The 24,641-nt window shown below is 48.0% G+C and carries 18 protein-coding genes; 11 read left to right on the forward strand and 7 right to left on the reverse strand.

Features of this window, described 5'->3' with window-relative positions; all coding sequences use genetic code 11:
* Window positions 1–56 precede the first annotated feature (56 nt).
* Together HB364_RS16890 and rlmB are read left to right on the forward strand one after the other, a co-directional pair.
* A complete protein-coding gene (locus HB364_RS16890; protein ID WP_167289389.1) occupies window positions 57–617 on the forward strand; it encodes an NUDIX domain-containing protein in 561 nt (186 codons plus the stop codon).
* Window positions 601–1,362, forward strand: a complete 762-nt coding sequence (rlmB, locus tag HB364_RS16895) for a 23S rRNA (guanosine(2251)-2'-O)-methyltransferase RlmB (protein ID WP_167289390.1) — start codon at window positions 601–603, stop codon at window positions 1,360–1,362. The genes HB364_RS16890 and rlmB overlap by 17 nt, the downstream gene beginning before the upstream one ends.
* Window positions 1,363–1,366: 4 nt before the next feature.
* Here rlmB and HB364_RS16900 read toward each other — a convergent pair whose 3' ends face one another.
* From HB364_RS16900 to corA, 3 genes are all read right to left on the reverse strand, one after another.
* Window positions 1,367–1,933, reverse strand: a complete 567-nt coding sequence (locus tag HB364_RS16900; RefSeq protein WP_167289391.1) for a hypothetical protein — start codon at window positions 1,931–1,933, stop codon at window positions 1,367–1,369.
* Between the two features lie 97 nt (window positions 1,934–2,030).
* Window positions 2,031–2,597 (reverse strand): hypothetical protein, encoded by a 567-nt coding sequence (locus HB364_RS16905; protein WP_167289392.1) that lies wholly within the window; start codon window positions 2,595–2,597, stop codon window positions 2,031–2,033.
* Between the two features lie 27 nt (window positions 2,598–2,624).
* On the reverse strand, window positions 2,625–3,599 hold the full coding sequence (corA, locus tag HB364_RS16910; RefSeq protein WP_167289393.1) for a magnesium/cobalt transporter CorA: 975 nt from the start codon (window positions 3,597–3,599) through the stop codon (window positions 2,625–2,627).
* A gap of 178 nt (window positions 3,600–3,777) precedes the next feature.
* On the opposite strand from corA, the gene HB364_RS16915 reads away from it, so the two are divergent.
* On the forward strand, window positions 3,778–4,641 hold the full coding sequence (locus tag HB364_RS16915) for a hydroxymethylglutaryl-CoA lyase (protein WP_167289394.1): 864 nt from the start codon (window positions 3,778–3,780) through the stop codon (window positions 4,639–4,641).
* A gap of 10 nt (window positions 4,642–4,651) precedes the next feature.
* Window positions 4,652–5,674: a GSCFA domain-containing protein gene (locus tag HB364_RS16920; protein WP_167289395.1), complete on the forward strand. Its 1,023-nt coding sequence runs from the start codon at window positions 4,652–4,654 to the stop codon at window positions 5,672–5,674.
* A gap of 23 nt (window positions 5,675–5,697) precedes the next feature.
* On the opposite strand, the gene HB364_RS16925 is transcribed toward HB364_RS16920, so the two are convergent.
* Window positions 5,698–6,756 (reverse strand): phosphotransferase enzyme family protein, encoded by a 1,059-nt coding sequence (locus tag HB364_RS16925; RefSeq protein WP_167289396.1) that lies wholly within the window; start codon window positions 6,754–6,756, stop codon window positions 5,698–5,700.
* Between the two features lies 1 nt (window position 6,757).
* The gene (locus tag HB364_RS16930; RefSeq protein ID WP_167289397.1) at window positions 6,758–8,110 is read right to left on the reverse strand and encodes a Gfo/Idh/MocA family protein; all 1,353 of its coding nucleotides are present in this window, start codon (window positions 8,108–8,110) and stop codon (window positions 6,758–6,760) included.
* Between the two features lie 208 nt (window positions 8,111–8,318).
* Here HB364_RS16930 and HB364_RS16935 point away from each other — a divergent pair, with 208 nt between their 5' ends.
* The 6 genes from HB364_RS16935 to HB364_RS33540 all read left to right on the forward strand — a co-directional run bounded on the left by HB364_RS16935 (window position 8,319) and on the right by HB364_RS33540 (window position 20,966).
* Window positions 8,319–8,930, forward strand: a complete 612-nt coding sequence (locus tag HB364_RS16935) for an RNA polymerase sigma factor (protein WP_167289398.1) — start codon at window positions 8,319–8,321, stop codon at window positions 8,928–8,930.
* Window positions 8,931–9,034: 104 nt separating this feature from the next.
* Complete coding sequence (locus HB364_RS16940; protein ID WP_167289399.1) at window positions 9,035–10,237, forward strand: FecR family protein; 1,203 nt, start codon at window positions 9,035–9,037, stop codon at window positions 10,235–10,237.
* A gap of 209 nt (window positions 10,238–10,446) precedes the next feature.
* On the forward strand, window positions 10,447–13,905 hold the full coding sequence (locus HB364_RS16945) for a SusC/RagA family TonB-linked outer membrane protein (RefSeq protein WP_167289400.1): 3,459 nt from the start codon (window positions 10,447–10,449) through the stop codon (window positions 13,903–13,905).
* A gap of 32 nt (window positions 13,906–13,937) precedes the next feature.
* Window positions 13,938–15,569: a SusD/RagB family nutrient-binding outer membrane lipoprotein gene (locus HB364_RS16950; RefSeq protein WP_167289401.1), complete on the forward strand. Its 1,632-nt coding sequence runs from the start codon at window positions 13,938–13,940 to the stop codon at window positions 15,567–15,569.
* 31 nt (window positions 15,570–15,600) lie between these two features.
* Window positions 15,601–18,405, forward strand: coding sequence for a M16 family metallopeptidase (locus HB364_RS16955; RefSeq protein ID WP_167289402.1), 2,805 nt, complete (start codon window positions 15,601–15,603; stop codon window positions 18,403–18,405).
* A gap of 5 nt (window positions 18,406–18,410) precedes the next feature.
* Window positions 18,411–20,966, forward strand: a complete 2,556-nt coding sequence (locus HB364_RS33540) for an outer membrane beta-barrel protein (RefSeq protein WP_167289403.1) — start codon at window positions 18,411–18,413, stop codon at window positions 20,964–20,966.
* Window positions 20,967–20,975: 9 nt separating this feature from the next.
* On the opposite strand, the gene argS is transcribed toward HB364_RS33540, so the two are convergent.
* A complete protein-coding gene (gene argS / locus HB364_RS16965; RefSeq protein WP_167289404.1) occupies window positions 20,976–22,871 on the reverse strand; it encodes an arginine--tRNA ligase in 1,896 nt (631 codons plus the stop codon).
* A 400-nt stretch (window positions 22,872–23,271) separates the two neighbouring features.
* On the opposite strand from argS, the gene HB364_RS16970 reads away from it, so the two are divergent.
* A complete protein-coding gene (locus tag HB364_RS16970) occupies window positions 23,272–23,787 on the forward strand; it encodes a GtrA family protein (protein WP_246228510.1) in 516 nt (171 codons plus the stop codon).
* 8 nt (window positions 23,788–23,795) lie between these two features.
* Here HB364_RS16970 and HB364_RS16975 read toward each other — a convergent pair whose 3' ends face one another.
* On the reverse strand, window positions 23,796–24,449 hold the full coding sequence (locus HB364_RS16975) for a YdeI/OmpD-associated family protein (RefSeq protein WP_167289405.1): 654 nt from the start codon (window positions 24,447–24,449) through the stop codon (window positions 23,796–23,798).
* Between the last annotated feature and the right edge of the window lie 192 nt (window positions 24,450–24,641).

Consider the following 24,641-nt stretch of genomic DNA (forward strand, 5'->3'; position numbering starts at 1 on the left):
AAAAATAAAGAAGCCCCCGCACCACGGGGGCTTTTTTATTTTTCTATTTTCGCTCCATGAATGAACTTCATAATCCCTGGCAAATAAAGGGACAAAAGCAGATCTATGATAATCCCTGGATTGGCGTAACAGAGTATGATGTGATCAATCCTGCCGGGGGTAAGGGCATTTATGGCAAAGTACATTTTAAAGGACTGGCCATAGGCGCCCTGCCGCTCGACGAGCAGCTCAACACGTACCTGGTAGGACAGTATCGCTTTACCCTGAACCAGTATAGCTGGGAAATACCGGAAGGTGGGGGTGCACTGGATATAGAGCCGGTATTATCGGCCCAGCGGGAGTTGCTGGAAGAAACCGGCCTGGTAGCCCAAAGCTGGACGAAGATCATGGAAATGCATTTGTCCAACTCGGTATCGGATGAACATGCGATCATTTACCTGGCGCGTGAGTTGAGTCAGCAGACTGCCTGCCCGGAGGAAACGGAGCAACTGCAGGTACGCAAACTGCCTTTTGAAGAAGCATACCGTATGGTAGAAGCCGGAAAGATCACCGACTCCATGTCGGTAGCGGCTATTCTTAAAGTAAAACTGATGTTAACTGATGGACGGATATCATAAGAAACCAGGCATCAAAAAATCTTCATTGATCATCGGGCGCCAGCCTATTATTGAGGCCATTCAATCGGGCCGTCCTATTGATAAAATACTGTTCCAGCGCAATGTGACCGGTGATTCAATCGGCACCATCCGTCAGCTTGCGCGGGATAACAATATTCCCATCCAGCAGGTGCCGCCGGAAAAGCTGCATGCACTTACCAAGGCCAATCACCAGGGATGTATTGCTATTGCGGGCCTGGTGCAATACCTCGACCTGCAGCAGGTGATAGATCATGTGGTAGGCACCGGTGAAACACCCTTGTTTATTATGCTGGATGGTGTGACCGATGTGCGCAATATTGGCGCTATTGCCCGTACGGCGCTTTGCTGCGGGGCACAGGCATTGATTATTCCCGATAAAGGAGTAGGGGCACTGAATGAAGAAGCCCTCAAATCATCGGCCGGCGCATTGGAAAGGATACATGTATGCCGGGTGAACAGCCTGATGAAAGCTGTAGACACGCTGCACCTGAATGGCATTAAGGTGTATGCATCGGAAATGACAGCTACCAAGAAAGTATTTGACCTTCCTTATACAGAGCCTTGTTGTGTGATCATGGGCAGTGAGGATAAAGGTGTTTTCCCCGGACTGATCAAGATATGCGACGATGTATTCAAGATACCCATGGCGGGCGATTTTGAGTCGCTGAACGTGTCAGTAGCCGCCGGCATTATTTTATACGAGGCGATGAAGCACCGGTTGTAGGTCATTATTGCAATGGCACCCGGCCTATCTTTTCCAGTAAGCTGAGCCGCATACTGTCGAACTTTGGTTGCTGGCCCCCGATCACAAACTTTTTGCGTGCGATAGCGCCAATAATAGCGCCTGTTATTCCGCCGGCAACGCCACCCGCAAGGCCATACAGCCCGGCCTTTTCTTCTGCCGACAAACAAAGTATACACCACCTGGAACCATCATTTAATCCTTCGTCGTCACCGCTGATAAGCCCCGCGGCTATGCCTACGCCCATTCCAATGGCGGCCCCTATTGCCAATATCCTTGATGTGGTTCCATGCCTTCTGATATACACTTCCTGGATGTTCGGGGCTTTCACCTGGGCAAGCTCTTTCGGGGCTGTGCTATAAGGATTGAAGATGACCTTTTTGTTCGATAGCAACAAAGCGGTGTCTGTAGCCTGGTTGAGATAACCCGATAAGCTTTGGCCGGTTACCGTTAATACTTTGACTTTAAAGATGCGCTTTTTGACGGGTAGTGAATCCTGTGCGTTCGCTTGCAGCAACAGGATGACCATCAGGAGTGAGAGGACCTGTTTCATGTAGATTGTTTTAAGAAAGGGGAAGGAAGGTTAGGAATTGATTAAGAGAAGGTACAAAAACTTCTTATCAATACCAATAAATCAACAGGGGATAGGATTAGTGCCGGAGCTGCTTGTCAACAATGACATAATACCCCAGGCCTCCTTTTGCTAAGGTCATTGTTACCTGTTTGTATTGCGCAATGGTTGCTTTGTAAGCGCAGTCGAAATATACTTTGTTGCTCACGTTATCAAATTCTACCACGGCATAGGGAGCACCGCAACCACTCCCTCTTTTCATACGGTGACCGGTCTCTATGATCTCTGCAGTAACCTGCTCTGTCTGACTACTTTTGCCATAATAATTGATGGCTGCGATGGCAAAAAAGGGAGGCGTTGCCCCGCCTAAAAAACCATAAAATAACAGCACTATAAGCCATCCGTATTGCTCTTTTTTCCAGATCAGTGCAAGGATGACAATTCCGGCAAATCCGCCTGCGATGACAGTCAGCAGGAGTACCCTGGTGGGGATGAAAGTATCTTCAAGAAGAAAGATACTCCAGATAAAGACCGCCACGCTACAAAAGAGGATCAGCACGCCCGTTAACGCCTGCCTGCCTTCTGTTGGCCGGAACGTTTCAGGATGAACCAGCCTGTGTCTTTTTCTGCTGCTTTTCTTTCTCATATCAGCAAGTTACTCTATCCATCATTTTTATAACCAGCCAGACCGCCTGAATAAAACATATAAGAGAACACATACTGCAATAGTGCCAAGAATGATTGCATAAAACCCATATTCCGATTCCGTCTCAGGTATAACCCTAAAGTTCATTCCCCAAAAGCCGGCCACCATCGTGGGAACGGCAATGATGGCCGCCCACCCGGCAAATTTTTTAGAGGTATCATTTTGAGAGATGGAAATGAGTGAAAAATTAGCTTCCAGCGCCGTGTTTAGTAGCTCACGGGTATTATCCACCATCTCATTGATACGTATTACATGGTCATATATATCCCTGAAGTAAGGATGCGTTTCGGCTGAAATACTTTTAATATCAAACCGCATCAACCGGTTGCAGATATCCACTAATGGCGACACTGCCCTTTTTACTTCCAGCAACTCCCGTTTCAACTGGTATATCTGCTCGGTCGTTTGACGGCTGGGTCTCTCTTTAAATATTTTATCTTCAATAGCCTCCAGATCGCTTTCCAGATCATCAACTACCGGGAAATAGCGGTCAACAATAAAATCCATGATAGCGTATAAAACAAAGCCCTGTCCTTTCGAAAGTAATTCAGGCATAGATTCACAACGGGAACGCACTTCTGTATAGGCGATCGTAGATCCATGTCGCACACTTACAATAAAATTTTTGCCCACAAAAAAATGGGTCTCCCCAAACTCAATATGTTGTTGCTGGTTCTTGTGTGCAGTACGCAGCACAATAAAAACTGTGTCACCGTATAATTCTATTTTGGGCCGCTGGTGTGCCAGGTGGGCATCTTCAATAGCAAGATCATGAAGGTTAAATTCCTTCTGTACCCTTTGTAGTACCTCTTCCGATGGCTCATGCAGACCGATCCACACAAACTGGTTGACATCTTTCAATACTTCATGTACCTTATTTAATTCTACATCTGCAATCCGGCAGCCACTTTGGTAAGCGGCGCAATTAATAATCTCTTTCATGATCTGTGTTTTGGCTAAGCAATAACTACAGAAAGATCGGAAATTTTTATCAACAGGTATGGGCCCCGGAATTTAATAATATTAGCTAAACACCTGAATTACTGTATCCTCGTGAATAGCTATCACGCCCGCCGGTATTCCATACAGGAATGTTACCTTTGCTCCCCAATACGTAACGATGAACCAGGCAGTAAAATTGATAGAATGTCCCCGGGATGCCATGCAGGGCTGGAAGCCATTCATTCCCACCGCACAGAAGGTGGAGTATCTGAATGCCTTGCTAAAGGTGGGCTTTGATACCCTCGACTGCGGCAGTTTTGTATCTCCCAAAGCCATCCCCCAGATGGCCGATACAAAAGAGGTGATCCCGCAATTGGACCTGAGCCATTCCAACACTAAGTTACTAACTATTATTGCCAACCTTCGGGGTGCGGAAGAAGCTGTTGTATTTGACCAGATCACTTATCTTGGCTTTCCTTTCTCTGTATCAGAGACATTTCAGTTGCGCAATGCCAACAGCACCATAGCGGAATCGCTGGACAGGGTAGAAGAGATCCAGCATTTATGTATCAAGACCGGTAAGCAATTGGTGGTGTATATATCCATGGGCTTTGGTAATCCCTATGGCGATCCCTATTCACCGGAGATCGTATTTGAATGGGTAGATAAACTGGCAGCCATGGACATTGGTATTATCTCCCTGGCAGATACCGTAGGGCTGGCAGCGCCGGAACAGGTAGCTTCCCTGACAAATTACCTGGTGAAAGCATTACCCGACACAGAAATCGGCGTTCACCTGCATTCCACTCCCTTTAACCAGGAAGCCAAAACAGCGGCTGCCCTGCAGGCTGGCTGCAGACGTTTTGACGGCGCCCTGAAAGGGATTGGCGGCTGCCCGATGGCCAATGATGAGCTGGTGGGCAATATGAATACAGAATGGATGATCGCTTATTTTGAACAACAGCACCTGTTGCCTGTATTGAATAAGGAAGCCCTGCTGGAATGTAGCCGCATGGCTGATTCCATTTTTGCCGGGCATTAATATACTGATTATGGATTTCATGTTAGATATCAATATTCCCACTCCTCCGGAAACCATTAATTACCGAGAGCCCATCCTGCTTACCGGCTCCTGTTTTACGGAGCATATCGGCAACAGCTTGCAGGAGTTGAAGTTTGAGGTGTTGCAAAACCCCAATGGTATTCTCTTTGATCCTTCCAGTGTTGCTTCCAGCCTGGTATCTTATGTACAGAACAAACAATACACTGCCAATGATCTTTTTTACCTCAATGAACTGTGGCAAAGCTGGCAGCACCATAGCCGGTTTTCGCATGTAGACCAGGAAACCTGTTTGCGCAATATCAATGCTTCGCAGGAAAGAGCCCACCAGTTCCTGAAGCAAGCCCAATGGCTTGTTATTACATTGGGCAGTTCCTTTTCTTACCGGCTAACCGATCAGGCGCCTGTTGCGTCTCAAACCGGGGGAGGTGCAGCGGGGGCTGTAGCCAATTGTCACCGTGCTCCCGGACAGTGGTTCCGCAAGCACCTGATGACAATTGAAGAGACCAATACAGCGCTGGACAATAGTTTATACCAGGTATTTAAGTTCAACCCCTCCCTGCGGGTTATATTCACTGTGAGCCCCGTTCGGCATATCCGTGACGGCGTAGTGGACAATAACCGTAGCAAGGCCCGTTTGCTGGAAGTGGTGCACCACCTGGTGAATAAGTTTGATAAGCTGTATTATTTTCCTGCCTACGAGCTGGTGATTGATGTATTGCGCGATTACCGTTTTTATGATGTAGACATGGTACATCCCAATTACCCGGCTACGAGCTTTGTATTGGAAAAGTTTATGAGGCATTTTACAGATGCCGAATCACAGCAACTGGCCACAGAGGTACAGAAAATGGTGATTGCCCGCAAGCACAAGGCTTTTCATCCCGCTACCGAAGCGCATAAGAAGTTCCTGAAAGCCCATCTTGAAAAAGCAAAGGAATTACAGGACAAGTATCCCTTCCTGAATTTGCAGGAGGAAATAGCATATTTTGGGATAGAGGCAACAAGGCATTGAGGCAACAAGGCAACGAGGATTGTCTATTGCTTTTTCTCCAGAAACTCCTCCAGCTTCTCCAGCAAGATCAACTGATTCAATGCCCTGTTTAGGTTTTGCTCAGGGTAATCTATTTTATAGTACACGTCATTGTTTAGGAAATCCGTTATAAAGCGGAGGGACTGCATGAATACCATCATGAGGCCGGCCTTGTGAATGTGTTCCTTTTCTGCCGCTGTAAAGCTGTCGCCGATACCTTCGAGGTAACCGGCAATGATCGCCTGGTAAAAGTCAGCATTGATATCTATTAACTCCCACGCTGTACTGTTCTCATCCTGTGTGGCAGCCATGCTGCGGATCATATCGCCTACATCAGAGAAATAAAGGCCGGGCATTACCGTATCCAGGTCTACCGGGCACAGCGCCTCATGCGTAACAGAATCGAGCAGGATATTGCTCAGCTTACAATCATGGTGCATCACCCGGGTGTGGTAATCGGCCGGATGCTGTTGTATGTACGTATAGAAGTCTACCAGTTGTTTGCGTTGCCTCAATTCGGCAATTACATGGGTTGACTTGAGTAAACGCCCGATGGCGGCCTGGCTCACTGCCTGCTCAAACTGGTTGTACCGCAAAGCGAGATCATGGAAATGGGGTATGATCACTTTTAAGCGGGTCGTATTGATGGCATGCAGGGAGCGGGTGAAATGACCAAAGCATTGCGCGGTTTTATATACCTCTGCTGCTGTATTGGGCAGGGTTTGCGTATAAGAACCGTCTATATAACCGGTGGCCCGCCAGAAAGACTCCTGTCCATCTTCCCAAAACCATTTCCCGTCGTGGGTAGGTATTAGCGGGGCAATGAATGAGCCGTTGTTATTGGCGGCAATGCTTTCGTACACCAATTGGTAATTGTAAATGATATTCTCCGGCTGTTTGAACATGTGCCGGTTGATAGCTTGCAAAACAATGGGCTTGCTGCTGTTGGCGCCGGTAAATGCTACCTTGTAGGTATGGTGTATTAAACCATTACCGAGGTTAGCAATCGCCGGTTCACCGTGCCCAAATTGCCGGGCTGCAGCTTCTATAATAGATTCGTTCATGTTAATATTGATCATTCAGGGCAAAATCATTCTTGCGGTACATCCATTGTCCGCTGGTGAAATCCGGGAATTCTACTGTTTCATTACCGAGCTCAATGCTCATCTCACTCAGGGGTGTAATAGCGCTCCAGGCGGCCGCATCATACACATCCTGCGGGGTAGGCACTTTGCGTTTGATGGCTTCAATGAAGGCATGCAATACAAAGAAGTCCATGCCTCCATGTCCGGCGCCTTCTGTTTCCTTACTCCAGCGCTTCCATAAGGGGTGGTCATATTTATCCAGGTAACTTTGGGCCGCTTCCCACTGGTGGGGTTTGGGGCTCACGCCTTCGAGGTAGATGGAGTGGTTCAGGTCCATCCAGATGCCTTTGGTACCCTGCACCCGGAAGCCCAGTGAATAAGGGCGGGGGAGGTTGGTATCGTGTTGTAACAGGATCGTTTCACCATTCACGCAACGGATCATGGTGGTGACCACATCGCCCAGCTTGAATTCCACTTTTGCGTTGGGATGTTGTTCTCCGCCTTTCTTCACTACAAAGTCATGCAAGCCCCTCGCCTTGGTGGAAAAGCACGACAGGGATACAAAACGGTTGCCCCGGTTGATGTCAATCATATTGGCTACCGGGCCAATGCCGTGAGTGGGGTAGAGGTCGCCGTTACGGTGTACGGAATGGTTGGTACGCCACCTCGCTTCGGAGAAAGCCTTTTCGCCAAATTCCACGCCACCGCCATAGGCGTCTTTACCATTGTTGAATTTTACTTCCCGCAGATCGTGTTGGTAGCCTCCCTGCAGGTGAACGATCTCGCCAAACAATCCCTGCCTTACCATATTAAGCACGGCCATTACATCACGGCGGTAGCATACGTTCTCCAGCATCATGACCTGGGCATTGTGCCGCTCGGCCGCTTTTACTACATCCCAGTGGTCCTGCAGGGTAATACCCAATACTACTTCCGTACCTACATATTTAATACCTGCTTCCAGTGCGCCGAGGATCATAGGAGCATGCCACTCCCAGGGCGTGGCGATGAGCACGCCATCCAACTCTTTCAGCTCCACGAGCTTTTTCCAGGCGTTGGGATCACCTTTGAATATTTTGGGAGCGGGTTTCCCTGCCTTTTTAATGAGGTCCGTTGCCATCTGCAGCATACGCTCATCAATATCGCAGATAGCTGCTATTTCCACATCGCTACGGTGCAGGGCATTGTCAAGGTGATTCTGTCCACGCAACCCTACGCCGATGATGCCTATGCGTACTTTTTGTTGTTGCCCGGCAAATAGCTGACTGGCCGGCAGGATAGCAAATCCGGCTGTAGCGATACCGGCATTTCTTACAAAGTTTCTGCGATTCATAAGCGGGTGTTTGATGTATAATATGCAGGTGGCAAAGTAGATAAAAATGCCGGAATACCTGCCAGTTGCAGAAAATCTTACGCAAACGTGTGCAGTAAAAAAGTCCGGCAAAGACGGGGTGAAGAAAAGCCGTTTGTCCCTTCTTTATTGCACTAAAAGAGGTTCCGTTTATTTTTCCCTACATTTATGCCTGAAGCAACTGTCCGTCTTGCATCCGCACTCTCCCTATACCGATCTCCATCTTTTTGCCCTCATAGCAGAGGGGGATGAAACTGCATTCAATGAACTGTATAAACGTTATATACCTGTACTGGTCCCTTTTCTCCGCAAACTTACAGGGGCTGATGTGCCGGCAGATGAGATCATACAGGATATATTTATCCGTCTTTGGCTGGGAAGGGACAAGTTGGCCGGAGTAGAACAACCCCATAGCTGGATTTTCAAAATAGCTTCCCATGCAGCTTTTTCCTGGTTTAAACAGCACCTGCGTTATCAGCAGGTGGTTAATAACATGCATACAACAGTGCCGGTTGACAGCCAGCATGATGCTGTCAATAACCACCTCGACCTGCAGGAAACGCGCAGGCTGATACAACAGGCGGTCAGTTCATTGCCTGCCCAACGTAAAAAGATCTACCTGCTGAGCCGTGAGCAGGGGATGACGATCCCTGCTATTGCCGAACAATTGCAGTTGTCCCACAGTACCGTTAAAAATGCACTGGTGCAGGCATTGGCGTCCATCCGTCAACACCTGCAGGAAGCGGGCTATCAATTCCCGCTTTTAGTGTTGTTCAGCATTTTGCATAAGACTATTGATTGATGCCTTTATGAACGCCAGGTTATATAATTAAAAAATATTTGACCGGGCAGTAGTCCTTTTTTTTACGACAGTTGACTTATTAATTATAGGGAAATACCAACACCATGCATTCAGCTTCATCCATACCGCAATTGCTCAAGGCTTACATGGAAAACCATGAGGATCCGGAAGTGCTGGACCAATTGCGGCGCCTGAGTGAGCAGGAAGGGATGGAAGCACAGTTCCATCTTGCGCTGGCGCAATTAATGGAAGAGCAGGAGAGAGCGGATAAAGTGATCAACCAGTCCCATTATGAGCAATTGTTCCGGGCGATCATGGCTGTAGATAAACCAGCTATAGAAGGATCAGGCGGCCGGGTGGTTCCTATAGCGCGTTCACGCTGGTGGTGGGCTGCGGCGGTATTGCTGGTAATAGTGGGTGGTGCTGCTGCCTGGTATTTTAATACGGACCAGCCTGCCGGTGTTATCACAGAGCAAAAAGAGTATGACGTACAGCCGGGTAAGTCTGGCGCTATCCTGGTACTGGCCAACGGCAGTAAGCTGGTATTGGACAGTTTGCAGGATGGTGTTGTTGCCAGAGAGCAGGGGGCTAAAGTGGTGCTGTCAGGCGGTCAGCTTACTTATAGAAAGGAGGATGAACATTCTTCTGCTGTTACCTACAATACAATGGTTACACCCAAAGGCAGGCAGTTCCAGGTATCACTGCCGGATGGTACCAGGGTATGGCTGAATGCGGCTTCCTCCCTGCGGTATCCTACTGCCTTCACCGGCACAGAGAGGAAGGTGGAAATAACCGGCGAAGCTTATTTCGAAGTAGCACCCCTATCCGCTAAAGGGGGAAAGAAGATACCATTTAAAGTAGTGGTCAATAACCTTGAAATAAATGTGTTGGGAACGCATTTCAATGTGAATACTTATGACGATGAGCCTGATACAAAAGTGACTTTACTGGAAGGCGCTGTAAAAGTGACGCATAAAGGGGCCAGTGAAATGCTGAAGCCCGGAGAGCAGGCGCAATTAAACGCCAATGGATCATTGAGCAAGGTAGCAGGGACAGACATGGCCAAAGTGATGGCCTGGAAGAATGGCTTATTCAATTTTGAAGGAATGCCCATCAGCCAGGCTATGCGTCAACTCGCACGCTGGTACGATATTGAAGTGGTATATGAACAGGGAATACCGGATATTGTTTTTGGCGGTAAGATGCCGATGGATATAAACCTTTCCCAATTGCTGCTGGTATTGAAAGATGCCGGCGTGCACTACAGACTGGAAGCCGGCAACCGGCTGGTCATTGTCAGGAAATAAAGTACGATAACCTCTTCCTATAGAAACGATTGCGGCTGTATAAAAACAAAGCCGGAAGTGAGTCGAAGCACCTCCGGCAGGTGTCTGATTAATTAAATTTCCTTACCGGGATTTTCATCAACCAAACAATGCAATTTATGCAAAAAACTGCTTATTGCAGTCCCCGCCTGCTACGGCACAGGTCTGCAATGTCCAAAATTCTGCTCGTGATGAGGTTAACGTTTTTCTTTCTGATGGTAGCAACGCTGGGGGTTCATGCCTCCGGCCACTCCCAATCCATTTCTTTAAGCGGAAAGGATATCCCTGCCAGGCAGGTATTCTCCGCCATCGAAAAGCAAACAGGCTATGTGATCTTTTACAACAACAGCCTGCTGGATGAAACGGCACTGGTTACACTGGATGTAAGCCAGATGCCGCTGGAAAAGTTCCTGGAGCTGTATTGCAGTAAGCAATCACTCAACTACCGGATCACCAACAGGATGATCACTTTTTACAGGAAGATCATTATACCCGAACCTCCTTTCCTGAATTTGGATGCTTTCAGGAATATCTATACGGGCAGGGTTTTAAATGCCACATCCAAAGAACCGCTGGCCGGCGCCACCATTACGGTAAAAGGTAAAGAATCCTTTGTGATCACCGATAGTAAGGGGAGCTTCAAAATGGAAACAGATCCGGGCACTATCCTTATTATTTCCTTTGTAGGCTACCAGTCGAAGGAAATTAAATTAGACGCGAATAAAGCTGATATTACCGTTATGCTGGAGCCACAGGCGGAAAAGCTGTCCGAGACGGTGGTCACTGCGTATGGGATTGAAAAGAGCCAGAAAGAGATCGGCTATAGTGCTGTTAAGATCAGCGGTGAAGAGATCAACCGGGCCAACTCAGGTAACCTGCTTACCGGTTTAGCCGGTAAAGTGTCTGGTTTAAATATTGCTACACAATCCGCCGATATGAACCCGCAGATGCGTGTACTGCTCCGGGGTATCCGTTCTTTTGGCGAGAACAGTAATAACCAGCCCCTGTTTATCCTGAACGGTACACCATTGAGCTTTGGTTCTGATATTGCTTCGGCCAGCCTGGTCATGGATTTCATCAATAATATCAATCCTGCCGATATTGAAAATGTAACGGTGCTTAAAGGCGCCAACGGTACCGCTTTATACGGTCCGGAGGGCGTGAATGGTGTTATTATTATCACTACCAAAAAAGGACAAAAAGGTAAACCGGTCATCAGCTTCAGGAACAATGTCTCTTTTCAACGGATGGACTACCGGAATGATAATTCTCTGCAAAGACGATACGGTACCGGGATGGGCACCGTAGATGCCAATGGTAATGGTGTATACAGCCTGCTGGACAGGAACGGCTGGGGACCCGCCTATAACGGAGAGCTGGTTAAGATCGGCCGCCCGGATGAGAATGGTGAATACCAGATGGTGACTTATTCCGATAAAAAGGATGCGCGCCGCTTTTTCAGGGTGGCCAGTATCGTGCAGAATAACCTGTCTGTTTCCCAGTCTGATGCTGTATCTGATTTTTATATCGGGCTGAATCATGTTCACCAGGAAGGGTATATACCGGGCGACAAGCAAAATGCCCTGAGCGTTTTTTTCAGCGGTGGCCGGAAGTTTGGCAAGCTGCAGGTTCAGCTCAACCTGAACTATTCGCGTACCACTACTGATGGCGGGCCTGAGATGCAGTATATCGGAAGTTATCCCACTTTTATACCGGTACTGAGTTATAAAGATTATGAGAATAATAAATGGGCAGATAATAACCACTATTGGTCGGACCAGGAAGTGATGAGCCCCTACCAGGTTGCCAAAAATAACAGGAGCGTAGGTACTTCCAATGCCCTGGCAGGCGGCCTTATCATTACCATGAAGGTATTACCCTGGCTCACTATTACCGAGAAGCCCGGCATTGTGTATAATGGCGCTTATGAAAAAACAACCCAGGCTCCGGTCTACTTCTCCGATTTTGCCAAGCAGTACGGTGGATGGAACCGTTACCGGGACCAACTGGCGCAGCTAAAAGAAGATACCAGAACACTTACTTCGCTCAATAATGACCTGCTGATCACCGCGCTCAACCAGGCAGGCAATTTTACGTTCAGGACTACTATTGGCAACTCCATCCGGGAGAGCTACAGTAAAAAGATGGGTGGGAGCGGCAATCCTATTGTACCGGTGTATAACCTTATTTTCTCGCGTGACCAGCCTTATGGTAGTGAAGAAGCATTGCTCACCCGTTTTTATTCTGTATTCGGAACAGCCGGTATTGGTTACCGGGACCGTGTGTTTGTGGAACTGATGGCGCGTAACGATTGGGACTCCAAACGCGCCAGCATAGCCCGGGGGAAAGACCTGTATGTGGGCGCCAATACTTCTGTGATATTGAATGAAGTGATCCCTTCCCTGAAAGAAATAAGCTGGCTATCGCGCCTGCAGTTGCGGGGTGCTGTGAACGGGACCGCCAATATGAATATTGAACCCTACCAGGCTGAGCGTACACTAATGCTGGCTTTCCAGAATTATTTCCCTTACCCGGGCACCATAGACGATGGTGTGCTGAGCTATCAGTTCCTGGCCGATATACCCAATCCTTACCTCAAGCCTGAAAAGATCCTGTCGCAGGAATATGGTATGGCGATTGGTTTGTGGAAGGACCGTGTGGTGGCAGATTTCTCTTTTTATACACAACGTAATAACGGCGTTATTATGAAAGTAAAAACGCCCTGGCTGAGCGGCGCCAGCACGCTTGATAACCTCGGTGTACTGCGCAATTCGGGCTGGGAACTTGATCTTAAGTTCAATCCCATTTTTAAATTGAACAATGGACTTACCCTTACGGCCGACTTCCGCATGGCTATGAACACCAACAAGGTTTTATCCATTAGTGATGTGTATGAAGGAGTTTTCCCATTAAAAACGCCCTACTGGGGAAGCATGTATGGCATTGTGGCAAGGCCCGGACAGACTGCCTTTGAATACCAGTTGTTCGATTGGAAAAGAGATCCTGCAGGAAGGATAATTGTGAACAAGCAAACAGGCATGCCCGAAACAGATAGGGATAGCGCCCATTTTACGGGCAGGAGCCTGCCAAAGTATACAGGAGGTATTAATATTAATCTTTCCTGGAAAGGATTGTCGCTTGCTGTGCTTGGCGAGTTCAACCTGGGTGCCTGGCATTATTATGAAAAAGGAACGCTGGATGTAATGAATGGTATGCATGTACTGACGACTTACAACGACCGCAAACCTTATGTGATACCCAATTCCTCTTACCTCGATGCCTCCGGTAAGTATGTGGACAATACAGACATCAAGGTGAAAAACGCCAATAAGGAGCTGTACAGCCGCTTTGAAAATACCTCCACACTCTATATTGCCAAAGCCGACTTTTTGAAGATACGGGAAATCGTGCTGAGCTATGAGCGCAACCTAAAAACAAAAGTGATCAAACGTTTCCAGGTGAGCATTTATGGACGCAATGTGTTCAACTTCTATTCAAAGGGTAATAAGAGCGGCGATCCTCAACTGATCAAAGGGCCGGGTGGCCGGGGATACCGGACTATTCCGGATAACCTCACCGGTTCCGCATCAGGTATATCCACCGTGCCAGGTATTGTTCAGTATGGTGTGATCACCACCCTTAATTTTTAAACCATCTTTCTCCAGGTCAAAACTTGTATTATATGCGTATCTCAAGATATTTAACACCTATAGTGCTGTGCCTTGCCTGCGGTCTGTTGCAGACGGGCTGTAAGAAAGGCTGGATTGATATTAATTATAACCCGCTGCAGTTAACAGAGGTAAATGCTACGCCGGACCTTATATTGCCCAACTTGCTGATTGAAAGCCAGAGTGCCTTGAATGATGATATGATACAGAACTGGATGGGGTACTGGGCCTCGGCCGAATATCCTTCCGGTATAGCCCAGCTTACTTATTTCCCTATGGATAATTCGATGTTCCCAACCTCCAGTCCGGATGTGAATGTCTTCATCTTTGAACAAAATGCACAAAAGCACCAGCAGCCCTATTATGTGGGGATTGCCAAAGTGCTCAGGGCTTTGCAGTGGAGCCGCGCTGTAGACCAGATGAATAATCTCCCTTACAGGGAAGCAGGCAATATTACGATTATGAAACCCAAATACGATAATGGCCAGTTCATTTATGAAGACCTGATCAGACAACTGGACACGGCCATTACATTGATACAGGGCGCCAACCAGGGTAAAGCCATCCGTATTGGCATTGCAGATATTATGTTTAAGGGCGATAAAACGAAGTGGTATAAGTTTATTAATACTTTAAAGTTACGCCTGTTGATACACCAGGCCAGCCGGGCAGACAGGGCCACCTATATTAAACAGGAAATTGACAAGATACTGGCGCAGGGGTTGGGGTTCTTAAACAGTGGCGAAGATGCCGATATGAATCCTGGCTTTACGGCGCAAAAGCCGGCACAATATTTTGCCAAGTACTCACAGTACGACCTGTACACCCGCTTCAGTATAGTGTTGGGCAATAAGTTTTTTCCCTTTTGGCAACTGGCCCGCGCCAATGTAACAGCGATGAATTTGCTGAAGGCCAATAATGACCCGCGGCTTGGGTTCTTTTATGGACCTGCACGGGTGCCTGTACCTGCCGGCGCTCCCGAACCTTTTACACAACCTGGCCCGGTTGAATACCGGGGTAATAAGTATGGCCTGCCGGTGAATGCACTTGATTACCCTTACCAGGGTGCTGATTTCGTATCGCAGGTAGGTGGTGTGCGCGCCATGAATTCGGCGGTGTCGCCGGTATCTACGGGCATTATCAAGGGGTATAATATGGATAGCTGGATCATGACCAGCGTGGAAAGCCTCTTTCTGCAGGCAGAAGCCATTTACAGGGGCTGGATGCCGGGTGATGCGGAGGCTGCTTATAAAGATGCCGTACGGGAATCTTTCCGCTGGCTGAATGTGGGCGGCAATACAACACAACCTGGTTTGTCGGATGCGGCCTTTAATAATTGGTATGCCCAGGAAACGGCTGCCGGCAATGCGCAAGTAAGCTGGACCGTGGCAACGGACAAGTATAAGTTACTGATGTTCCAAAAGTATATGGCCTTTAATGGTATTGAACCTTTTGAAGCATGGGTCGATTACCGGCGCAACGGCGCTTTCCCCGATATCCCGCTTTCTTATGATCCTGCCCGCACAGGCGACAGGATGCCCATAAGATCACCTTACCCGGTACAGGAAGCGTTGCTTAACAAGGAAAACCTGGAGGCGCAGGGTACGATAGATATTTTCACCAGCAAGATATGGTGGATGCCCTAATTATTATTAGCTAAACATAAGAAGGTAAATTATGAGATTGTACAGCAGGAAAACTGCCGCAGGCATCCTTTGCCTGTTACTGAACGGAACTGTATGGGCGCAACAGGATACTGAAGCGGTGCCATTGGATGCAGCCATTACCACCGGTAAGCTGCCGAACGGATTTACTTATTATATCCGCCGGAATACCACGCCGGAAAAAAGAGCGGTGATGTACCTGGTTAATAAAGTAGGCTCCATACTGGAAACAGATGCGCAGCGCGGACTGGCGCATTTCCTGGAGCATATGGCCTTTAATGGTACTACGCACTATCCCAAGAATGAACTGGTGAACTACCTGCAAAAATCAGGGGTGCGTTTCGGCGCCGACCTGAACGCCACTACTTCTTTTGATGAAACCATTTATCAGTTGCCGGTAACTACCGACGATAAGGTACTGTTCAGGAATGCGCTGCAGGTACTGCGCGACTGGGCACAAGGTATTACCCTCGATGCCGAAGAGATTGATAAGGAGCGGGGCGTAATACTCGAGGAAAAACGCCAGCGCCTTGGCGCTTCCCAGCGCATACAGGATAAGGTGTTGCCGGTAGCCGTTAATCAATCCCTCTATGCAAGCCGGTTACCCATTGGTACAGAAGAAGTGTTGAAAACATTTAAGTATGAAGAGATCAGGAAGTTTTACCAGGACTGGTACCGGCCAGACCTGCAGGCATTGATCGTGGTAGGCGATGTAAATGTGCAGCAGGTAGAGAAAGCCATCAAGGCGCTATTTAGCGATCTGCGTATGCCTTCCAATGCCCGTGAAAGAAAGTATGTTAATATTCCTTTCACCGGAAAGAACCAGTTCCTGGCTGTAACGGATAACGAAGTTCAGGCCACCCGGCTGGAATTAACGATTAAGCATCCGGTACTCAAAATAAGAACAAAAGCAGATTTCCGGGAAGCGATGATGCGCAACCTGTTCAATATGATGATGGGCAACCGCTTCAATGAAATATTGCAAACTGAGCATATTCCTTTTAGCAGCGCCGGTTGCAGTGTTGGCGGCATGATGGCTAATATGGACGCTTTGTCGGGCCGGGTGGTATTGAAGCCCGGGCAGTTGGAAAAGGGTATTAAGGCGTGGTGGACGGAATTGGAAAGGGTGAAACAATATGGTTTTGTGGAAACAGAACTGAAACGCGCCACCACGAATTACCTCGCGGGCATTACTGCTACTTATAAGGAAAGGGACAAAACGCCTTCTGAAAGTTATGTACGGGAGTATGTAGAGCACTTTGTGAGCGGTGTGAGCAGTCCCGGCATTGCCTATGAACAGGACCTGTATAAATCTTTTGCCAACCAATTAACGGTAGCCGACTTCCGCGCCTTTGTAACAAAATACCTGAAGGAAACAGACCGTGATATTGTAATGATGGCCAATGATACGTTCCGTGATTCGCTGCCTTCGGAAGCTACGGTACTGCAATGGTTCAAGGAAGCGGAAGCTGCCGGTATAACAGCCTATGTTGATAAGAAGACAGACAGGACCTCCCTGCTCGACCAGCCTGTACAAGGTGGTACCATTACCGGGGAAACCAGTAATAAAGAGGTTGGTATTACCGAACTGGTATTGAGTAACGGCGTGAAGGTGATATTGAAGCCTACGAATTTTAAAAAGGACCAGGTCCTCTTTAATGGATACAGTCCCGGCGGATTGTCATTGGTAAACGATGCTGACTTCTATGATGCCCGGATGGCTACCAGCCTGGTGACGGCCAGCGGTGTGAGTGATATGCCGTTGCTGGAAGTGCGCAATATGCTCACTGGTAAGAATGTGGCTGTATCTCCTTTTATTGATGAAACCGCAGAGGGTTTTTCCGGCAGCGCGGCTGTGGAGGACCTGGAAACGGCGCTTCAGTTGGTGTACCTCTATTTTACAAAGCCCCGTAAAGATCCCGTTGCATTTAACAATATGGTAGAGCGGATACGTCTCTCTTTCGTCAATGCCGACCAGTCGCCCGGCAAGGCATTTAATGATACCCTGTCTGCCGTATTGGGTAATTATCACTTCCGCAAGATGCAGATGCCGTTGGATAAGGTAGACCAACTGGATGCAGACAAAGCGATGATGATTTATAAGGACCGCTTTGCCGATGCCAGTGACTTTACGTTCACTTTCGTAGGCAGTTTTGATGTGGCCGCTGTAAAGCCGCTGCTGGCTAAATACCTCGGGGCATTACCTGCGGTGAATAGAAAGGAGCAGCCCCGCGACCTGCACCTGAATTATCCCGAAGGGAGGGTTGCCCGCAAGGTGGTAAAGGGTAAAGAGCCGCAGGCGAATGTGATGCTGGTATTCAGCGGTGGCTTTACGTATACCGTTGCCGCTGCCAATCAACTGCGGGCGCTGGCTGCTGTACTCAATATCCGGCTTACAGAACGTTTGCGGGAGCAGGAAGGAGGCGTATATGGTGTGCGGGTGAATGCCAATGTCCGCAAGCTGCCTTCGGGAGAATATGCGCTGTTGATCAATTTTATCTGTGACCCCCGCAACGTGGAGCCACTGGTGCTGAGTGTGAACAGCGAGATCATGAAGCTAAAACAGGAAGGCCCTTCAGAGGATGATATGACCAAATACAAGGCTACGGATAAAACTGGTTACGACAGGGCGCTGAAAGAAAATGGTTTCTGGCTTAGTTACCTCGCGGGCAAGATCGCTAACCAGGAAGAGCCGGAGATGCCCGATCAAAAGAAGAAGCTGCAGCATATAACACCCCAGCTGTTGCAGGAGGCTGCTATCCATTATTTCAACAATGCGAACTATATCCGGGTGATACTGGTTCCTGAAAATAATTAATGATCGTGAGTAAACCTGTTCCTTGCAACGCAGGCGGTGCATTGCCCGTTTTGCATCCTGCCTTGCGCTATGCAATGGTATTGGTTCTAATCCTGCTCGTGTTTGTCAATCGTGCATCGGCACAGGATGACGACACGGGCAGGCTTAAAGCACAGCACCTCGACTCCGTGTTCATTAAAGGACACAAGCTGCCGTTCACGATAAAAGGCGATACGCTTGAGTTTAATGCTACTGCTTTCAAACTGTTGCCCAACGCGGTGGTGAAAGACCTGCTCAGGAAGCTGCCAGGTGTTATCGTTGGTGCAGATGGCAGTATTACGGTGAATGGTAAGAAGGTAAACAAGCTACAGGTAGACGGTCGCGATTTCTTTGTCCACAATATGGAAGCGGCTATTGGCAACCTCACTGCTGAAGTGATAGACAAGGTGCAGGTGATGGAAAGCAAACCGGTAGAAAGGCAACGTTCCCTTGCGGTACAACCGCGCACAGATGATGTAATGATCAACCTTACCCTCAAAAAGAACCGGAAGGCCGGTGTACTGGGAAATGTGCTGGCGGGCGCCGGTACAGCCGACCGGTATGCCGCCAATGGTATGCTGAACCTGTTTGGCGGCAAGACCAGGCTGGGCTTTTATGGTTCAGCCGGTAATGAAGGAGCGGGCAGGGGGGGAGGTTTGACGATAGCGCCTGTATCAGGCGGTATGCCTTCTTCCGGAGGCTTTACAGATAATCAGTCCGGCGCCGTGAATATGAATACCCAATATGGTAAAGAGCTTACGGTTGACGCCAATTATAGTTATTCCCGCAGCGCTACCCATAAGGAAACCCTGCTCAGCAGGCTGAATGTATTGCAGGACAGTTCTTTTATGTATAACAGTGATCAGCAGGAACGGAGCCATCACAGCAGCCACCAGTTTTCGCTGGGCATCCGGTATGAGCCGGACTCTTTAACAATATGGAACTGGCGGCCCATGGTTTCTTTTGGCCGTTCGGGCAATGCTGTTCTCAACGATGCTTACTCAGCAGGCATGACGGGTAAACTGATCAATAGCCTTGCATCGGGGTCGCATACAGCCGGTACTCAGTACAGTGTGGGCAGCCAGCTTGGTTTTAATAAAACCAGCAGGAACCGTCGTATGAACCTTGCTATGAGCTGGGATATTACTGTAAGTAACCAGGATGAAAAGCAGAACAACAGATCGGTGAATGATTTTTACACTGCTACCAATCATACAACAGACAGTATTGATCAATACAGTACAAGCGTTCAACAAGGCATTACCAACAGGATCGGCATTAATCTTTCCGGCAAGGTCACCAAACACATCGTAGTAGCACTGGATTACCCGCTTGACTGGAGCGTGAATAAGCTCCGGAAAGAAACCTTTCCCTATAATCCTGCCTCCGGCAAATATGATCAAATAGACAGCCTGCTGTCCAACGACAACAGGAGCAGTAGCCTGACACAGGCGCCTGCCTTCCAGGTAGCGTATAAAACAGACCGTATGAGCCTTGCCCTGAATACCGGTATGCGTTTTATCAGGCAGGAAAACCAGTTGAGGTGGAAGGACTCTGTTGTGCGTATTCAGCAGCAACAGTTCTCGCCCAATGTGCAGTTCAATTATACGATCAATTCATTCAGCAGTCTGTATGCTGGTTATAGCATCAGTTCTTCAGCCCCCTCGGCAGAGCAACTCTCCCCGGTCATTGATAACTCCAATCCTTTGTATATAAGGACCGGCAATCCTTTTTTGAAAGCGAGTATTGGGCATTTTATGCACCTGGGGATTTCCGGATTTAGACCGTCAAAAGGCCTGAGTATGCACTTGGCTGCACATGGCTCCGTTACACAGAACCAGGTAGTGAATGCTATTGATTATGATTCATTGGGCCGGCAGGTCAGTACTTACCGGAATGTGAATGGTGCGGGCAGGTTCAGCATTACAGGCGGCATGGGTATTAACAAAAGAAAGGACGACTGGAGCATTACCGCCAGCACCAACCTATCGGCCAGTGGCAGCCGGGAGGTTAGTTTTGTAGCCGGCCGGCAAAATGATTTTGATAAGCTAACCATCGGGGCGCATTTATATACTTCCGTAGGGTACAAGGAATGGTTTATCCTCTCTCCTTCGGCCAATGTTGATTTTACAAGTTCTACTTATTCTTTGAAGAGTATGCCCGGCGCCACTTTCAATAACCAGTATTACCAGCTTCAACTGGAAGTGAACGCTATCAAAAGGCTAAAATTCACCATGGATGTCAACTACCGCTATAATTCCCAAATAGCGGTAAAGGAAAACAGGCAGGTCACTACCTGTAACAGTTCTGTCGCTTACCGTTTCCTGGCCAAAGAACAACTGACGCTCACAGCTTCCGTGCAGGATATTTTTAACAGGAATAAGTATTTCTATAACCAGGTAGCGGATACTTACCGGGAGCAGGTACAGGTAAATGGCCTGCGTCGTTACGGCCTGCTTACCCTGTCTTACGCTTTCAACCGGATGCATGGCAATACGCAAAGAGCGCCTGTTGGTGTACAGACGCTCCCTATCGCTAATTAAGCTATCTGCTTACATTCTTTCCGGCACTTTGATGCCCAGCAGGTGCATGCCTGATGCAATGATGTTGACGGTGATCTGTACTATCTGTAAACGCAATTGCTTTTTCTCGTTCGATTCTGCATTGACGATAGAGTGTTCTGTATAGAAAGAGTTGAATGTTTGCGCCAGTTTAAAGATGTAGCTGGCAATGACAGAAGGATTGTGTTCGGCCCCTGCCTGTTCCAGGATGGTGGGGTATTGCTCGACCAGCGTAACCACTGCTTTTTCCAATGGCAGCAGGTCTTTGCTTATAGCAGACTTATCGCCGCCACTGCCGGCTTCTTTACGCAGGATGGATTTTATCCGCGCATGGGTGTATTGAATGAACGGCCCGGTAAAGCCGTGGAAGTCGATGGATTCTTCGGGATTGAATACCATCCGTTTCTTTGGGTCTACCCGCAGCAGGAAGAATTTCAATGCGCCTAAGCCAAGTGTGTCATAGAGACCGGCTAATTCCGATTCATTGAAGTCTTTCACTTTGCCCAGCTCTTCTGTTTTCTGTTGGGCTATCTGTATCATGCCATCCACGAGGTCATCGGCATCTACAACGGTGCCTTCCCGGCTTTTCATTTTGCCGGTAGGTAACTCCACCATACCATAGCTGAGGTGAAAGATACCATCCGCAGCCGGTAAGCCCAGTTTCTGGGCAATGAGCTTTAAGACCTTGAAGTGGTAGTTCTGTTCATCGCCTACCACATAGATGCTTTCATCGCACTTGTATTCTTCGTATTTAAAGACTGCCAGGCCAATATCCTGGGTAATGTAAACAGATGTACCATCCCGGCGGCGTACGATCTTTTGATCGAGGCCATCCGCCGTCAGGTCAATCCATACACTGCCATCTTCTTTCTGAAAGAATACGCCTTTCTTTAATCCTTCTTCTACGAGGTCTTTGCCCAGCAGGTAGGTATCGCTTTCATAATAGATCTTATCGAAGTCACTGCCGATGCGTTTGTAGGTTTCATCAAAGCCCGCATATACCCAACTGTTCATTGCCCGCCAGAGTTCCATGGTTGCGGGATCGCCCTGTTCCCATTTGATCAGCATCTCCCGCACTTCTTTCATGATGGGCGTATTGTTGCGCACGATCTCTTTGATCTCTTCATTGATCTCGGCGGTCTTTTCTGCATTGCCGGCCAGTTGGGGCAATTTGCCCAGGAATAGTTGCAGCTTATCCTGGTCTTCTTTATTGAAGTCGCTGAGGTTGCCGGCCATCACTTTCGCTTGTAAAGGAGCAGCCTGGGCCTTGAGCTCATTTTCAAATTTTACATAGTAGTCGCCTACGAGGTGGTCGCCTTTGGTGCCGGTACTTTGTGGTGTGGCGCCATTACCAAATTTCTGCCAGGCCAGCATGGATTTGCAGATGTGCACGCCCCGGTCATTGACGATACAGGTTTTGATCACCTCATAGCCATTGGCCTTGTAGATCTCGGCAATGCTCCATCCAAGGAAGTTGTTCCGGAGGTGCCCGAGGTGTAAAGGCTTATTGGTATTGGGGGAGGAGTATTCCACCATCACCCGCTCACCATGTTTTGCCTTGTATCCGTATTGGGGATTGTTATAATTGTCCTGCAGGAACTGCAGCCAGTAGGCTTCTGATAAGGAAAGATTGAGGAAGCCTTTGATGACATTGAATTTGGTAAACAGGTCGCTATTGGCGGCCAGCAGTTTTTCTCCCAGTTCATTGCCCAATGCTTCCGGGCTTTTTTTGAGGCTTTTTACGAGGGCAAAGAGCACCACGGTGTAATCGCCTTCAAATTCAGGTTTGGTTTCATTCACCAGGATAGCGGATGGTTCTATGGATAACTGAAATAATGCCTCTATTTGTTTACTTATTGCCAACTGTAAAGCCTGAACAACTGCCATGTTTTCATTTTGAGGGTGCAAAAATAGTACAATGGCGTGAGATGGTTGTTTTTGAAGAGAGACAAGGGGTGCTACAAGCACCAGAATAGGGATTCGAGGCTGCAAACCTCGAATAGCTGCTAAAATCAAAAAGCTGCCCTTCTCAGGACAGCCTTTTGCAGATCTAGGGGTTAAACAACAAGTTCAGAATCAAATATGTGGTTTTTTGAGTGATTAAATGTCAAGGTGACTTTTTATTGATCGCCGTCAAAGTAGAAGTACTCAATCGGTTTAGTTCGATGCTTTAGCGGATTTTATTATATGACGGTTGCGCACAGCTCCTAATATTACCGAAAGCAATACAATAGGTTATGGACAGTAATTGTAATTGAATTACTTTTGCCCCGCAAGAAAATACCTGATGCTGAAGGATTATATTATTGCTGTTATTGATTTCTTTTACCCCCCCTTCCGGAAATTAATGCCTCCGCAGACATTTCGTTATGCGGCCTGCGGTGGGGGTAATACCCTGCTGGACATTTTTCTGTATTGGGTCGCTTTCCATTTTGTGCTGAAAGGGCAGGACCTGCATATCTTCTTTGTTACGATCAGCGCCAAGATTGCCGCCTTCCTGATCGCTTTTGCCATCAGCTTCCCCACGGGCTACTACCTCAACAGGAATATTGTATTTCCAGGCTCTACCTTACTGGGCCGGGTACAACTGTTCCGGTACTTCCTGCTGGTATTGATCTGTATTGCCCTCAATTATATTTTTATCACGCTTTTTGTGGACCGGTTTGGCATCTATCCTACGATTGCCAAGGCGCTCACCACAGTCATTGTGATCTCCTTCAGTTACCTGACCCAAAAGAAGTTTACTTTCAAAATAGAAAATGCCGAAGAGGGGTCTTCGGCGCCTGCTACTGACAGCAAATAATTCCGTAATCATATATTCCTCGGATTTTTCCATCCCTTTTCCAGGCGTTCCAATGTACCGGCTATCCTGGCGGCCCTCGTTTCCTCTCTTTTGGCGGTAATGATCCATTCCACGTATTCGCGCCTATGGCTGAAGGCCAGGGCATCGAAAACAGTAGCAGCCTTCTTGTTTTTCTTTAAGGCTTTGGCCAGGTCTTCCGGCAGGCGGATGGTCTTTGTTTTGGAATCAGCATACTGGTAAATGAGGCGTTCTTCTTTATTGGCCGCTTTCTTTTCATCGGCTTCGGTCTTCAGGCGGAAGGCAAAAGAAGACCAGGTATCATTGAAGGAGATCAGGCTCAGCCATTGCAGGTCGTTTTTCAGGAGCGTTTCCCAGCCTTTATCACGGTTGAGGTCTGTTTGTATCCCGGAAGTCCCTTTGGGATAATAGGTCCAGCAAACCACGCCTTCTTTAAGCTGTTTCATGACCTTGGGCAGGTCTTTTTCCATCTGCGCCTGGTTGAGGACAAACCAGTGGATCTGTTGATAATTTTTCCCGCTGCTGGTGACGGTTACATCATCGGGCAGGGGTGACAATATTGCTTCAAAGTCCCTGGGAGCATTGATTGTAAGGAGTGTATAGCCTTCTTTTATTTTCAGTTTTCCGGCAATGGTGGCAGCCATAAGGGGCATTTTAAAGGGAAGTTACGGAAAGGCTTGGTTGTGTATCCGTTTTAAACGATAGCTGCCTGTAAAACTTGTGTGAGCCTTGCTTCATCCATGTGCCATCCATGTGTCAAATAGGGGTGTTCTCCAATGAACGACACATGCCTGACACATGGTTGACACATGCTTTGTAAAACTTTCGCACCTGTT

Origin of the sequence: Paraflavitalea devenefica, assembly GCF_011759375.1 — a bacterium.
GTDB lineage: Bacteria > Bacteroidota > Bacteroidia > Chitinophagales > Chitinophagaceae > Paraflavitalea > Paraflavitalea devenefica.